Origin of the sequence: Chloroflexus aurantiacus J-10-fl, from assembly GCF_000018865.1 — a bacterium.
In the GTDB taxonomy this organism is placed as follows: Bacteria; Chloroflexota; Chloroflexia; order Chloroflexales; family Chloroflexaceae; genus Chloroflexus; species Chloroflexus aurantiacus.
On record NC_010175.1, the window covers coordinates 1,442,661 to 1,457,552 of the forward strand.

At 57.8% G+C, this 14,892-nt stretch carries 10 protein-coding genes and 1 tRNA gene; 5 read left to right on the forward strand and 6 right to left on the reverse strand.

Translation table 11 applies throughout. The features are described 5' to 3' along the window. Window positions 1–86: 86 nt before the first annotated feature. From CAUR_RS05470 to CAUR_RS05485, 4 genes are all read left to right on the forward strand, one after another. Window positions 87–845 (forward strand): YebC/PmpR family DNA-binding transcriptional regulator, encoded by a 759-nt coding sequence (locus tag CAUR_RS05470; RefSeq protein ID WP_012256931.1) that lies wholly within the window; start codon window positions 87–89, stop codon window positions 843–845. Between the two features lie 27 nt (window positions 846–872). After that, window positions 873–1,367 (forward strand): crossover junction endodeoxyribonuclease RuvC, encoded by a 495-nt coding sequence (ruvC, locus tag CAUR_RS05475; RefSeq protein WP_012256932.1) that lies wholly within the window; start codon window positions 873–875, stop codon window positions 1,365–1,367. A gap of 66 nt (window positions 1,368–1,433) precedes the next feature. Beyond that, window positions 1,434–2,114, forward strand: a complete 681-nt coding sequence (locus CAUR_RS05480) for a hypothetical protein (RefSeq protein ID WP_012256933.1) — start codon at window positions 1,434–1,436, stop codon at window positions 2,112–2,114. Between the two features lie 171 nt (window positions 2,115–2,285). Continuing rightward, window positions 2,286–6,533 (forward strand): ABC transporter substrate-binding protein, encoded by a 4,248-nt coding sequence (locus CAUR_RS05485; RefSeq protein WP_012256934.1) that lies wholly within the window; start codon window positions 2,286–2,288, stop codon window positions 6,531–6,533. Here the strand turns inward: CAUR_RS05485 and CAUR_RS05490 are convergent. The 4 genes from CAUR_RS05490 to CAUR_RS05505 form a co-directional block, all read right to left on the reverse strand. Next, complete coding sequence (locus tag CAUR_RS05490) at window positions 6,525–7,823, reverse strand: right-handed parallel beta-helix repeat-containing protein (RefSeq protein WP_012256935.1); 1,299 nt, start codon at window positions 7,821–7,823, stop codon at window positions 6,525–6,527. The genes CAUR_RS05485 and CAUR_RS05490 overlap by 9 nt on opposite strands. Window positions 7,824–8,153: 330 nt before the next feature. Next, complete coding sequence (locus CAUR_RS05495; protein ID WP_242605075.1) at window positions 8,154–9,020, reverse strand: class I SAM-dependent methyltransferase; 867 nt, start codon at window positions 9,018–9,020, stop codon at window positions 8,154–8,156. Continuing rightward, window positions 8,959–10,857 carry an ABC-F family ATP-binding cassette domain-containing protein gene (locus CAUR_RS05500; protein ID WP_012256937.1) on the reverse strand — a complete coding sequence of 633 codons (1,899 nt, stop codon included), beginning with the start codon at window positions 10,855–10,857 and terminating at the stop codon, window positions 8,959–8,961. Before CAUR_RS05500 ends, CAUR_RS05495 begins: the two co-directional genes overlap by 62 nt. A gap of 492 nt (window positions 10,858–11,349) precedes the next feature. Further along, window positions 11,350–11,425 (reverse strand) — tRNA-Gly (locus CAUR_RS05505). A 162-nt stretch (window positions 11,426–11,587) separates the two neighbouring features. Here CAUR_RS05505 and CAUR_RS05510 point away from each other — a divergent pair. Further along, entirely contained in the window at window positions 11,588–12,202 is a 615-nt protein-coding gene (locus CAUR_RS05510) for a hypothetical protein (protein ID WP_012256938.1), read from the forward strand. A 689-nt stretch (window positions 12,203–12,891) separates the two neighbouring features. Here CAUR_RS05510 and pufM read toward each other — a convergent pair. Together pufM and CAUR_RS05520 are read right to left on the reverse strand one after the other, a co-directional pair. After that, window positions 12,892–13,815, reverse strand: coding sequence for a photosynthetic reaction center subunit M (pufM, locus tag CAUR_RS05515; RefSeq protein ID WP_012256939.1), 924 nt, complete (start codon window positions 13,813–13,815; stop codon window positions 12,892–12,894). A 16-nt stretch (window positions 13,816–13,831) separates the two neighbouring features. Further along, on the reverse strand, window positions 13,832–14,767 hold the full coding sequence (locus CAUR_RS05520; protein ID WP_012256940.1) for a photosynthetic reaction center subunit L: 936 nt from the start codon (window positions 14,765–14,767) through the stop codon (window positions 13,832–13,834). Between the last annotated feature and the right edge of the window lie 125 nt (window positions 14,768–14,892).

Consider the following 14,892-nt stretch of genomic DNA (forward strand, 5'->3'; position numbering starts at 1 on the left):
TATTGTAGCGATCAATGCAAGCCCCTCGACCAGGCATGCTATAATTGGTTCAGTATAACCTTCTACATCAAAGGAGGCTGGATCGTATGTCAGGCCATTCGAAATGGCATACCATTCGTCGCACAAAAGGCGTTAATGATCAGCGACGTGGGCAGCTTTTTACCAAACTGGCGCGTGATATAACTATTGCTACTCGCGAAGGTGGCAGTGGCGACCCCGATCTGAACTTTCGCCTGCGCCTGGCGATAGAAAAAGCGCGTGCCAATAATATGCCGAATGAGAACATTCAGCGCGCCATTGATCGCGGTCTGGGCAAATCGAACGAAGCTGCGCTGGAAGAGATTTTCTACGAGGGGTATGGCCCTGGAGGGGTTGCGATTCTGATCGAAGCGGCAACCGACAACCGCAACCGTACCAACTCGGAAGTTCGGGCCACGTTTAACAAGAATGGCGGTAACCCTGGTGAACCCGGTTCTGTGTCCTGGATGTTTGAGCAGAAGGGACTGATCACCATTGACCTCAGTGCCGTCAAACATGACCCCGATGAACTGCAACTGATGGCAATCGATGCCGGGGCTGATGACGTAGTCGTCGATGATGAGACGCTTGAGATTTATTGTGACTGGACGCAACTGAATGCGATTCGGCAGGCGTTGCTCGATCAGGGTGTGCCGGTAGCGAATGCCGAGAAGATTATGCGCGCCAAGACGCTTATTCAGCCCGACGAGAAAGACGCACTGGCTGCGCTGCGCCTGATCGAGAAGCTCGAAGATCTCGACGACGTGCAGAAGGTGTACTCGAACCTCGATATTACCGCCGAACTGGTTGCGCGCTTCGATGCGTAGCTGGCTGGCGTTGAACAGGAACAAGCTGTGCGTGCGCTTGGTATCGACCCCGGTACGGCTACGATGGGCTGGGGCATCGTTGAGTTCAACAATGGTCATTTGCGCCTGATCGATGTTGGTGCCTTGACGACGCCTGCCGGTATGCCCCACCCTGAACGGCTCTTGCAGCTCTACAATGGCCTCCGTGCGATTATTGAGCGCTTGCGCCCGGATACTGCTGCGGTCGAGGAGCTGTTTTTCGGGAAGAATGTCAATACCGCACTGACGGTTGGTCAGGCGCGCGGGGTGGCCTTACTGGCGCTCGCGCAGGCCGGTATTCCTGTTCACGAGTATAAGCCGCTGGCGGTGAAGCAGGCAGTGGCAGGCTACGGTGGCGCCGATAAGCGGCAGATGCAGGAGATGGTGCGCCTGACGCTCGGTCTGGCCACGATACCCCGCCCCGATGACGCTGCCGATGCGCTGGCGATTGCGATCTGCCACGCCTATACTGCCCCAACTCTCCAGCGCTTTGGGTTGTCGTGACATCCCGCGCTGCGTAACGCTGGGACAAGACACAGTTCCTGGTAGTGTTGATAGGTGTATTGCATTATGGTTTCTCGTCGTCGCCCCGGTGCGCCCGCCGATTTTGAAGAGATTCAGCCCAACCTGTTTCTCATCCACAATCCGGCACTTGGCCCCGTGTTGCGCGGTGAAGGCGAACGGGAAGGGTTTCATTTTCGGCTGACCAGTTGGCGGCGGGAAGGTTTGCTTGCCCGCCTGGCGCAGCGTAGTTTCGTAACTCTGACGATTGCCGACCGGATTGCGGCGCTGCCGGCTCCGCCATCAGTAGTTCCCGGTAGACTGCGCACGATTCCGGTGCAGGAAAAGCAACAGTTTAGTATCCTCGATCTGGCTGCGCCCCATGGCTGGCGCACCATTCAACCAGCCGCCGACAACACCGTAACCCTCCCTGAAGGGCAGATTGTGCGCCGTCGGCGCGGGCGCGGCCCGGCAGACTATGTGCGGGTCACGGCAACCGGATGGCAGACCGTGCCTGATGATGAAGCGCTGTTAACGGCTTATGCGTTATTAATGCCTGAGCCGCGGTTGACACTCTCGCCAATTGGCAGTGGCTGGCTGTTGCCCGAACTGCCACTGCCAGCGCCCTATCGCCGGGTGCTGCATCAAATTGCTCAATCACATCCTGATGGCTGGTTCCTCGCCGATGCGTATGCCTGTGAGCTGGCTGAGCTGCTGTTACGCAAGCTGGGATTGACGTTGGTTCGTTGACAGGGTTGACCTGGGTGACACCATCATCGACTGTGCGGGTAGCACATACCTGCGCCTGGCGATCTATATGCCATAAGTGCCTGCGTTCCCTATCCACGTACCATAATTCAGTAGCGCCGCGTAGCCATTTCCCCTATACTGAATGTAATCACCACTTACAGGAACAGCGCTATGATGCAGGATAGTGGGTTGATGGCATACGTGGCCGCCGATAGGGTGGCCTGTGAGCTGAATGGCGCGCCACTGGCGACAGATGGGGTGGCGCTGATTGCCGACATCTCCGGGTTTACACCGCTCACTGAAGGGCTGGCCCAGGTGCTGGCGCCGGATCGTGGGGCCGAGGAGCTGACGCGGGCGCTGAATGGTGTCTTTGCGCCATTAATTGATGCCGCAGGCGCCTATGGCGGTCACGTGATTAAATTTGCCGGTGATGCTCTCATCGTCTTTTTTCCGCGCCGCCCCTCTGGCAGACGGGCTACCCTGCTCCGCTCTGCGGTTACGGCTGCGCATGCCATGCAGGCCGTCATTAAACGCCACGGGCGTATCACGACCCCGGCAGGGGTATTTACGCTGACGATGAAGATCGGGATGGCGTATGGGCCGGTTTTGCGCATACGGTTGGGCGATCCGGCGTATGGCTACGAGGATGTGATTGGCGGGGCGACGCTGGATCGCATGGCGGCAGCCGAGCATCACGCTCAGGCCGGCGAAGTGCTGCTTGATCCGGAATTGGTTCCGCTGAGCGGTCTTGTCATCACTGAGTGGCGTGATCGGTATGCCGTGCTGGCTCCCTTACCCGACCCACCGCGTCGCCGTCGCCTGTTGCACCTTCAAACGGGCACGGCAGCCGAGCGTTTACGTCCATTTGTGCCACCGGAAGTGGCTGAGGCGGCGCTCAGCGGGCAGATGCATCCGGCAGAGTTAAAGCCGGTGGTGAGTGTCTTTGTGCGCTTTACCGGTATTACGTATGAAGATGCGTCGGCTGCGCACCAGTTGGAGCGCTACTTCAGTACCGTCCAGCAGATTGCTGCGCGCTATGGTGGCCGGGTGAATCGATTGATTACCGGCGATAAGGGGAGTGTCCTGCATCTTATCTACGGTGCACCGCGTGCGCTTGAGTCGTGCGAACAGCGGGCGGCGTTATCTGTGCTTGAATTATTGCACGCCGGCGAACGCTTGCCGTTCATTCGCGAGCAGCAGATCGGGATGGCTACCGGTCGGGTCTTTGCCGGCCCGGTGGGTTCGCCGACCCGGTGCGAGTACACTGTGATGGGGGATACGATCAATCTCTCGGCGCGCCTTATGCAACAGGCTGCCCCCGGTCAGATCGTCATTGATCCAACACTGGCCGTTCGTCTGGGCAATCGCTTCGTCACGCAGATGCTCGGCACCGTTAAGCTCAAGGGCAAAGCGGAACCGGTGGCCTTGAGCGCATTAACCGGCGTGGCAATGTTATCCGAACAATCACCAGATACGACAGTGTACGGGCGGACGAGCGAACTGGCGCTGCTCCGCCAGCATATTGAACGACTCCGGCAGGGATACGGGGGCAGTGTTCTGGTGGTCGGCGAGATGGGTATGGGGAAGACCCATCTCTTGCATGCGCTGAGCAGGTCACCGGTGCGGTGGATACAGGCAACTGCCGCTCCTTACGACCGGCTCCAAAGTGGTGCGCTGATTGGGCAGATGATCCGTTTGTTGATCCGTTTGCCTGATCTGGCCGATTTCTCCGCATTGGTGAGAGCGCTGCAACCATTGCCCGGCATCCATGCCCCCGATGCTGCGCTGATCCTGGCCAGCGTTCTCGGTGTTGCGCTGACCCCGGCTCAGATGCAACAACTGGCAATTATTGGTGGTGATGGTGTGCGCTGGCAACTTCTCACCATCTGCGAGCAATTAATGACCGCCATCACAACGACTGAACCGCTGGTAATTGCGTTAGATGATGTGCAGTGGGCTGATGCAACATCGCTGGCGGTTGTTCAGCATCTCGTCTCGCTCACGCCCCGCCAACCATTGCTGATCATTCTGGTAAGCCGCTCATTTGATCATATCTCGTCATTTGCCCGCGCTGACATTACCCACACGATTGAATTGCAGCCTCTATCTTCAGAAGCGGCCTACGAGCTGGTGCGGGCAATTGCGCCAACGACCACACCAGATCAACAGGCAGTACTGGTTGAACGTGGCGGTGGGAGTCCGCTCTTCCTGGTCGAGCTGGCACGTGCTGCCGCAATGGGTGCCGCCCTGGAGACGCTGCCCGATACCGTGCAGGGATTGCTGCTCGCGCAGATTGATCAGCTACCGTCTGGGTTACGCCAGACGTTGCAGCAGGCGTCGGTGTTGGGGCGGCGATTTGATCCGATGATCCTGGCCCGCTTGAGTGGTCATCCAGATTGTGAACGTGATTTGCAGGAGCTGGTTGAACGCGGTTTTCTGCTCCGTTCTGAACGTGAGTACCAGTTTCGCCATGGTCTGATTCAGGAGAGCGCATATAGTGCGCTCCTGTTTGCTCATCGGCGAGATCGCCATCTGGCGGTGGCGCAGATTCTGGTTGAACAGGAACAGGGTCGGCTGGCCGAGCGGGCCGGGGTGTTGGCCGATCATTATGAACGGGCAGAAGCCTTTATCCCGGCAGCGTACTGGTATGCTCAGGCCGCCGATAATGCCCGGCTGATCGCAGCCAGTACCGATGCGTGTGATGGCTACCGGCGATCATTGAGCCTGCTTGAGCGGGCAGGGATTAGTGATGAGCGGCGTGCGAGTGTGTTGCTCAAGCTGGCGCAGGCGTCAATGGATAGCGGCGACTATCAGGCTGCCCAGCAGTTCTACGAACAGGCTTTTGCCACGTTCCCGGCAACACGCTCGCAACGTCGCCTGACGGTGCGTACCCCCTTCCGCCTGGGTGTTTACCCGCACGGCCCAACCACCCTCGATCCTGGTTTGATCACCACGAGTGGCGATCAAGAGCTGGTGCGCGATCTGTTCGAGGGATTGGTCGAACTCGATCTCGATCTCAACGTCATTCCGGCACTGGCTACACGCTGGAAGGTCGATAGTAGTGGTAAACGCTACACATTTCATCTGCGTCCGCAGGCATTGTGGAGCGATGGAGTGCCGCTTACCGCGCACGATGTCGTCTTTGCCTGGCAACGCAACCTCGCACCAACGACCGGATCGGCGCAGGCGCATATTCTTTTTGTGATTGCCGGTGCTGAAGCGGTAGCTCAGGGCGCCGACCCGGCCTCGTTGCAGGCGAGCGCCCTCGATGATCACACCGTACAGGTAACGTTGCACACGCCGACACCGCAGTTACCGTACATTCTGACCCATCCGGTGTGTATGCCGCTACCGCGCCATGCCATCGCTCGCTACGGAGCGACGTGGGCACACCCAGATCGGCTGGTGTGTAATGGGCCATTTCGGATCAGCCGTACCCGAGCTGGTCACCCCCTTGCTCTGACCCAAAATCCTCACTATCACGGTTATCGACCGGGGAACCTTCAGCGCATCGAACTGGTCTACACCGTCCCCGACCATCCGGCGTTCACCGCCGGTCAGATCGACTGGTTGCGCATCGAGGATCAACAGGCAGTGTCGGCGACTGCGAGCACGGTTGATCTGATTGGACTTGCCACCTATTTTCTGCTGTTTAACTGTCGGCATCCGCTGCTGAGTCAGGCCGGTGCGCGACAGGCGCTCGCTCACTGTATTGATCCGGTGCAATTGGTGGCAGAGGTGTGGGCCGGACATCAGTTGCCGGCTAGCGGTGGACTGATCCCACCGGGTATGCCCGGTCACACACCTACGCTTGGGCGTCCGCCGGTATCGGTGACGCCGACGCTACGAGCGCAGCTCACGCATACCGAACTTACATTAGCCGCGCTTGATGGCTTTCGCCACACACCGGAATGGCTGTGTAGCCAATGGAAGCAGTACCTCGGATGTACGGTGCATCGGTGGAACGATCTCACACCCGATCAGCTCTTTGCTGCTCTTGCCAGCGGCGATCTGGCTATGGCTCTGCTAGGCTGGGAATTTGAATATCCCGATCCGCAGCCACTCTTGCACGGCCTGTTCCATTCACAGGGCGCACTGAACGTTGGCGGCTGGCAGGATGCAACCTATGATGCGTTGATTGAGCAAGTCGCGCAGACAGATTTACCACAGCGTCGGCAGCTTTACCACACTGCCGAGCAGTTGCTGATGCAGGCAACCGTTGCGGTGCCGCTCTACTATCATCGGACAACTGGCGTCTTGCGCGCACCGTTTACGCTTGCCACCGCCTACCGACTGGTGCGTGGCGAACGGCCACGCCTCAAGTGGCTGGTGGCGGATCAATCTGCTCGTAACGCAGCAGACGTACCCGGCTCATCCTCATATATACCCAGGCGTCGTGCCGAATATGATCTACGGTAGTGGAATGCACCCTCCGGTACCCGGAATCACCGTGTGGTCGGCATTGGCAACCAGCGCACAGAGGGCAGTCGCACCGGGCGGGCGATCTTTGATATTGTAGCCGGTGAATGGTGCCGAACTGCCGTAGACAAACCAGTTGGCCGGATTCGCCGGTACACCGGCCTGGCTCTCGGTGACCGTGTTAAAGAAAAAGTGAATGTGGCGTCCGGGAAGCTGTGGTGTGTACCCGCTGGTGGTAAACGTGCAGAGGTATTGCGCATCGCTAATGGTGACATTCAGCGGCTGTACTCGATAGGTCGTAGTCGTCTGACGCAGAGTGAGCGGTACACGTACTCGCGGTGTCATAACACTCACGCCACTGAATGAGCTGTCAGGTGCCGAAGCAGCACTGTTGCCACTGAATTGATTCCCGTCGATCAAAACAACGGTTGACCCGGTGGCAGTAGCGGCGCGCTCGATACGAATGGCACCGCCGCTGCCATTGGTGGCGACATTACCGGTAAAGCTGTTTGAGCGGAGAACAACGGTACCGGCATACATGATGATGCGCACCGCGCCACCACTTCCATTGAGAGCTTCATTGTTAGCAAACGAACTGTTCTCAATCACAACGGTGCTGCCATCGCGTACCACAAGTTCAATCGCACCGCCACTCCCGGCCTGGTTTCGATTAAACCGACTATTGATGATGGTGAGATGCGAATTGCCGGTTAGCTCCAGCCTGATAGCCGCGCCATTGGCTACGCCTCCCTGCACCAGGTTGTCGTTGAATTCGAGATTCTCTATACGCATCCGGGCACCATTCGCCAGCGTACCCTGAATACCGACGCCACCGACAGTATTGACACTGTTCGTCAGATCGAGATTCTTGAGCACGACCGTCGCACCATTCAGATTGAAGGGCAAGATATGGTTTCCCGAACCAAGGCTGAGTTCCGATCCTTGATCCGGGTCAAGGGTATAGCCAAGGCTGTACATGGTCGAAGAGTTCGGCTGGTCGTTGCCGCTTTCCTCACAGCGTGCCGTTGAGGAGTCATCGAAGTTGGGAACCCAGCCCCCTTCCAGGACGAGCGATTGGGTAATCGGGGCAATGCTATTACTGGAGCGAAAGCCAATCATGGCTGCGACCACATCACCTGGTTGGGCACGCGCCAACGCTTCGTCGAGATTACCACAGCCACCGGCGCCGTACAAACGAAAACCGGCCTGTGCAGTGACTGGTGGAAAACCGATGAGGAGCGCAATCAGGAGACCAATCAGCGCCATTCGTCGTCGATCAAACGATAGCATAGAGGTGCCTCCCCCTCGCAATGCTCTTGATACGCTGAGGGTGAGATGAAGAAGATGAGGGGCGAATCAAAGCATTTCAGGAATAGACATTTCAGGAATAGAATTGATGCTATTCTAGCATTAAAACACTGCCTTGCCTAGCACCTGTTACGTGTATAGCGTGCGTTAACAAGGGTGCTGGGCGATTGGCCGTACCGGTAGGGAGCACAGCCTTCTCATGCTGTCAGGCTACGCATGCGGCGTATCAAACCACGTGGAGTAAGGCACTTCAATATGTTGCAACAGGCACTCTGTTCAGCTTTTGCGCATGGTTCTATCCCCATCTCACCCTCAGCCAACCGGTCGTGTGGCCACATACACGATCCGCGGCTCATCGGTGGTTGCCGGTAGCCACTGCGGGGTAAGCCGGTCAACTAAGACCAGGCCGCCGGCGTCCAGCGCAGCCGCAATCTCGCCTTCTTCCCACGGACGTTCACAGTGCGTCTCTTCACCGCGCCACCAGCGTTGACCTTCGCGACGAAACCAGACAATGCGCCCGTAGGCGCGCTGTTGGGCCGGATCGAACGTGAGCCGGTTGATGACGATCAGATCACGGCCATCGAACGTAACCTGATCATATTCTTGCCACGAACGCAGACCGGCGGGCGTGTTTAAATCAAAGATAAAATGTCCACCCGGTCGTAATAAGGTGCCGGCCTGCCGGCAGACGGTAGCGAGGTCGGTATCATCAAGAAGCTGGTTGAGGCTGTCGAAGAGGCACGTACACAGATCGAAACTGGCCGGCGCCAGACGGGAATCGGATGGAAGTGAACGGATGTCGGCTTCGATCCATTCAACAGCTAACCCACGCTGCATTGCCTGGCTCTGGGCAATCCGCAGCATATCCGGCGAACGATCTACCCCAACCACAGTTGCTCCGCCGGCGGCAAACACGAGCGCAGCAGCACCGGTACCACAGGCGAGATCGAGTACCCGCTGTGGTCGGGGAAAGTGGTCAAGAATAGTATGGGCCAGGGTTGCGCCGAAGGTAGCCTGGCCGGCAGCGTGATAGATCGATGCGTATGCGCGATAATTCATTGCCTTCAGTTGCGGGTATGACTGCCGGGCGTTGGCTTCAACAACCAGAACGACTCTGTCAGGCAGCCAGTTGTTCCCACTGCGCGTATTTGGTTGCCAGCAACTGTTCCAGTTCGGCATACTGAGCACCCAGCGCCGTCAGGCGGGCAACATCGCACGCCTGACTCGCCGCATCGAGTTCGCTGCTCAGGCGAGCCAAATCCTGCTCAAGTGCAGTGACTTCGGCTTCCAATGCGGCCAACCGACGCTGCTTCGCCCGTTCTGCATCGTCAGGACGGGCCGGCTTTGCCGCCGGTGCTTTGACTTCAGCGGTTGGCGTCGTGGCTGTAGGGGCTGGTGCCTGCTGGGCCGCCATGTATTCGCTGTAGTTGCCGATGAATTCGCGAATCCGTCCCTGATCGACGATCCAGAGTTTATCGGCCAGTGCGTCAATGAAGTAGCGGTCGTGCGAGACGAACAAGATCGCCCCGGTGTACTCCTTCAAGACGGCTTCCAACGCTTCACGGGCATCAATGTCGAGGTGGTTGGTCGGTTCGTCGAGCAGGAGAAAGTTACCGGGCAGCAGCGTCAGTTGGGCCAGTGCTACCCGTGATCGCTCGCCACCACTCAGATCGGCAATCCGCTTGAAGACATCATCCCCCGTAAAGAGAAAACGGGCCAGCAGATTGCGTGCTGCCGCTTCCCCAAGACCCGGTGCGATCCGTACTACTTCTTCGAGGACAGTGTTGTTCCATTCCAGAACATCATGCCCCTGGGCGTAGTAGCCGACGCGCACTTCGTGGCCGAAACGGGCAACACCCTGCAGTGCCGGTAATTGACCGACGAGTGTCCGCAGCAGAGTCGTCTTGCCACAGCCATTAGGGCCGAGCAAGCCGACCCGTTCACCACGCCGAATCGTCAGGTCATCGGCCCTCAACAATGCCTGCCCTTCACCACGCTGCCCTGGAAAACCGACAACCAGACCATCGAGGCGCAACACCAGTTCACCCGAACGCAACTGCTGATCGAGAGCTACCCGCAGCTTAGCCGCCTCTTTTGGCCGTTCAAGCATCTGTTCTCGCTTCAAGCGTTCCAGCCGCTTCTCACGCCCTTTCGCTTCACGGGCGCGCTGCCCGGCCCGATAGCGCCGGATAAACTCTTCGGTGCGGGCAATAAACGCCTGTTGCGCCTGATACTCCTTGAGGCGCCGCTCCATGCGCTCGGCTTTCAAAGCCAGATACTTCTCGTAATTGCCGGGATAATCTTCCAGACGATTGAAGCTCAGCTCCAGAGTGCGTTTGGTCACCCGGTCAAGGAAGTAGCGATCATGCGAAACAACGATCAGGGTGCCATCCCAATTCCGCAGAAACTGTTCGAGCCACTCCAGGGCTTGCATATCGAGGTGATTGGTTGGCTCGTCGAGCAACAGCAGATCGGGGTCACTCAACAGCGCGGCTGCCAGTGCGGCGCGCGTCTTCTGCCCACCGGAGAACTGGCGCAGCGGTTGATGGAACTGTTCCGGCTGAAAGCCGAGGCCGTGGAGGGTGCGCTTGATACGATGTTCTATCTCATACCCGCCGGCGTGCTCGAAGCGTGCACTCAACTCGCCGTAGCGCTCCATCACCGCTTCCCAATCATCCGCTGTGGTGTCTGCCAGCCTGGTTTCAAGCACGAGTAGTTCGGCGCGCCAGGCGTTGATCTCAGCCAGGGCGGCCTCCATCTCTTGCCAGAGTGTTCGATCACCGCTGAAGCGAGCCTCTTGCGCCAGATAGGCAACACGAGTACCGCGAGCGAGATGAACGCTCCCGCTGTCAGGAGTCTCGTGACCGGCAATAATGCGCAACAGGGTACTTTTGCCGGCGCCATTCAAACCGACAATCGCGACCTTCTCGCCACGGCTGATTTGAAAGCTGACATCGTGAAAGATGAGTTCAGCACCAAAGTATTTGCTGAGGTTGTGAGCGTTTAGCAGGGTCATGGTCTATGTTGATCAGGTGTTGTGTTTCTTCAAACAATACGCTTCGCCGGTTGGGGTACAAACGACACTCACAGCATGGGTGCCGGCGGTTGTCTATCGGTTGGCCGTTTGGTAAGGGCGCAATTGCGCCGTTGCCGGTACGCGGCTACACGTAACCGGCCAGTATGAACTATATCACAGGTTGCCGATCTGTGCATCGCCGGGCCAGGCCACGCACCTGTTTTGGCACCGGTGTCAGCAGGTTCAGGCGTGAACAGCATCTGCGAGCAAAGACAACGTCTGCTGCATCAGGAAGCTCCAGCGCAGCGCTTAACTCTCCCCTCTACTGGGCTACGGGGTATGGAGGAAACGGGAGTGTACGGTGACACCAATGCAGTGTCGTTCTTACTTATCCCCTCTACTACACTGCAAGGCCGGTGGTGAGGGCGTTCAGCGTATACCTTCACCCGGCACTGCAAAGTAAAAGACCAGTGCTTACGCACTGGCCTTCATTGGAGCGGGAGACGGGATTCGAACCCGCGACCTACACCTTGGCAAGGTGTCGCTCTACCAGCTGAGCCACTCCCGCAACGCAACAGGAGTATAGCATGAACTTTCGATTCGTGCAAGTGTGATAGGATGAAGCAGCAATTATTACTTCAGCTTATCCGCGATGCTGATCGCGATAGCATCTGCATGATGCACAGTACAAATCGAGAGGCAGACGGGATCAGATGGTAAGGGTTTTGCGATGGTAACCTCATCACTTCGTCAACGCCTGGGGCGGCGGCTAAGCCCGTTGCCGTATTATGAAGTCATCGTAGCAGAACCGGATCGACTTCACCTGCGATCATACCCCCAGGCCAACCGCAGTCATGCGCTGCCCTCCTTCATTAGTGGCGGTTTGCTGATGTTCTTCGCAATGGTGATCCTGATTGCCGGTGTGCTGGCAGCTCTGCAAGAGCTGGGATTTGCGGTAGCCGGTCTGAGTGCGGCGCTGGCCGGACTGTTGGGCGGACTCGGCATCCAACGGCTTGTGGGTGGGTATGCCATCGCCACGACAACCAACGAGATTTCACTCGATAGCGACACGTTCGTCATTCGTCAGGTTAGCCGGGTCGGCAGGCCACGTGAACAGCGGATCGCACGTACCGCCATTCGCGGTCTGCGTCTGCGTCCGTATCGAATCGTAACCGGCGGTCTGATCAGGCGCCTGCAACCGGTGCTTGTGCTGGAGATGCTGGTTGGAGATGAGGTCTGGATTCTCGACAGCGCAGCCGTCCCGGCAGCTTTACAACCGCTGGTCAATGCGTTGGCCCTGGCTCTGGCCATGTCGGTGGAGCGAGTACAGGAAGGGCGCAGTTGAGAAGGGTAGCTGAACGATACACCGCTGGACGCTGGTAGGGGCGACGCATGCGTCGCCCCTACTGGTACGACAGGAGGCGTAGGGGCACGGCATGCCGTGCCCCTACGCCTGCCCACCGACAACAAACCATCGCCTCGCCGGTGGCACACCTGAAAACGATACGCATCGTTGATCACCACCTGGGATTAAACCTGGAAGGAGACCCTGACCAACCGCCCTGATGCAGCACCTGCACGATGCAGCGCTGGACGCTGGTAGGGGCTACGCATGCGTCGCCCCTACGACCGCCGACGACGAGCCTCCGCCTCGCCAGGTCGCACACCTGAAAACGATACGCATCGTTGATCAACACCTGGAATCAAACCCGGCAGAAGACGCCAGCCAACGATCCCCCTGATGCAGCACCTACACAATTCACCGCTGGACGCTGGTAGGGGCGACGCATGCGTCGTCTCTACTGGTACGACAGGAGGCGTAGGGGCACGGCATGCCGTGCCCCTACCGGCCCACCGACAACAAGCCACCGACGCGCCGGTGGCACACCTGAAAACGGCGTGCAATGACTGTTATGAAGCCAGATTTGATACACCAGTCTTCAGATAGTCACCTCTCCCCGTGCAATAAACAACCTCTCGCCCGTCTGATGACGGGCGAGAGGCCGGGAGGAAGGTAGAGAAGTGTCACGAACGCTACGGCAGTGAAACCGGTGGCGTTGGACCTTGCGGATAGTTGATGCCGGCTTCAATACCCCATTGGAACCAGTTATTGACAAAATCGGGCATTGAGAAGAAGACACCCAATGCACCGGTAATACCGCACAACCAGGCGAACCAGAATGCCCACAGGTGGATCGAGTAGGCATTCGCGTTAAAGCCCATGCACCAGCGCCAGAAGAGCTGAGCACGCTCGGTACCGGTACCGGGAGCCTGAATCTCATTCCATTCCTCGTGGGCAGCGTACTTTTCGAGTGCCCAAATGGTACCGGCGTGCATCGCCAGCAACAACGTTGATCCGAGCAAGAAGAAGATCGAGAGCATGTGGAACGGATTGTAGTAGAAATTGCCGTAACGCACGCTCACATTATTCGTCCAGTCGAGCAGCGCTTTGATGCCGTGGGCCGGCGCTTCCGACCAATCACCCATCCACACCGGACGAATGATATAGATCACCAGGTAGAGCGCAATCGCACCGGTGAAGCCGTAAGCCAGGTAGGGCTTAATCCCGAGCGCCTTGGCGCGGGTATAGATGTGCATATACCACGCGAAGATCGAGACCGTCAGGAAGAAGGTCGCGATGAGCCACCATCCACCCTCATTCAGCGGCGGAAAGCTCAGGCCATAGCGTGATGACGGCGGATCGATTTGCAAGACCACAAAGTACTTGGCAAAGGCCACCGGATTGTAATTCACCTGAGCAAACATCACCATCAGCCAGATAAAGGTAAAGATACCACCGGTGATGTAAGCCACTGCGTTCCAAAAGCCGAGATAGAACGGGCCGAGCTGGCTATCGAAGCCGAAGTTTTCCAGGAGCGGAATCTCAATTGGTTTTCCGATCCGACCGCGATCACGACCCAGTTCCAGATCGCCCGGCGTCATATTGATTGTCGCCATACCAGTGTGCTCCTCTCTAGACGCCGCTCCAGAAGGGCAGATTATTCCAGAAATTCCAGAAGCTTACCCAATCCTGCACCGGCCAGCCCGACAGCAAAATGCACAGATCAGCCGACAGGATGCCGCCAATCGCGAAGATGTACCCTAATCGGTGCACACCCGACTCGCCCACTGAATAGTACTGCACGTCACGGAAGAAGACGTTCTCAATATCGCCACCTTCCGGGCCACGGTACTGCGCAGCGCTGAGAATGAGCGAGCCGTGGCAGGCCAGCAGCCAGGTTGATGCGAACAGTCCGGTGATGCCGATAGCGTGGAACGGATTGTAGAAGAAATTATTGTAGCGATAGCCAAAATTCGACACCCAATCGAGGTGGGGCATAATGCCGAGCACGAAGCCTTCGTGCCACATACCGAGGGCTATCGGGCGAATAACCTGGAGGACTAACCAGGCCGAAAATGCAACCCCGAATGCAATCGGAACGTGATAGCCCATATCGAGCTTCATACTAATATCGACCTGGCGCATCATCCAGCCGAAGAAAGCAATCGTCGCAAAGAGGACGGTCATCTGCCAGGCAAAGCCCGGTTCACCCGGTGCGGCAAACCCCAACCCAAGTTCGGGTGGCGGGGGATCAATTCGTCCGGCAAAGAAGTTTTGCGGTATTGAATAGGGACCTTTGAGGATTGTCTCGTTGATGTAGAAATACGAACCGAAGATGATCCCGATGACCGAGACAAAGCCCCAAAAGCCAACGTAGAACGGCCCTACCCAGAAATCAAAGGGATCGTAACGGAAGATCGCACTAAAGGTTGTGCGCCCTTTGATCTTGTATTCCGGCTCGATTTCTTCAATCGTCCGCCCTCCCGGTACTCGTGTGGCCCGCGCACCCTCAACGACGGTGAACGAAAAGTCGGGAAAACGGGGGTCTTTCGCTTTTGCTCTGCTCATAGCGACTCCCTCTGCTGACGGTTGGCGCGGCGACCGTTCTCACATCGCGCCTTACGGTTGCCCTGACTCGGATAACGTGTAATGATAAGCAAAATTTTACCGCCTTTTCGGCCAGTATAATACGC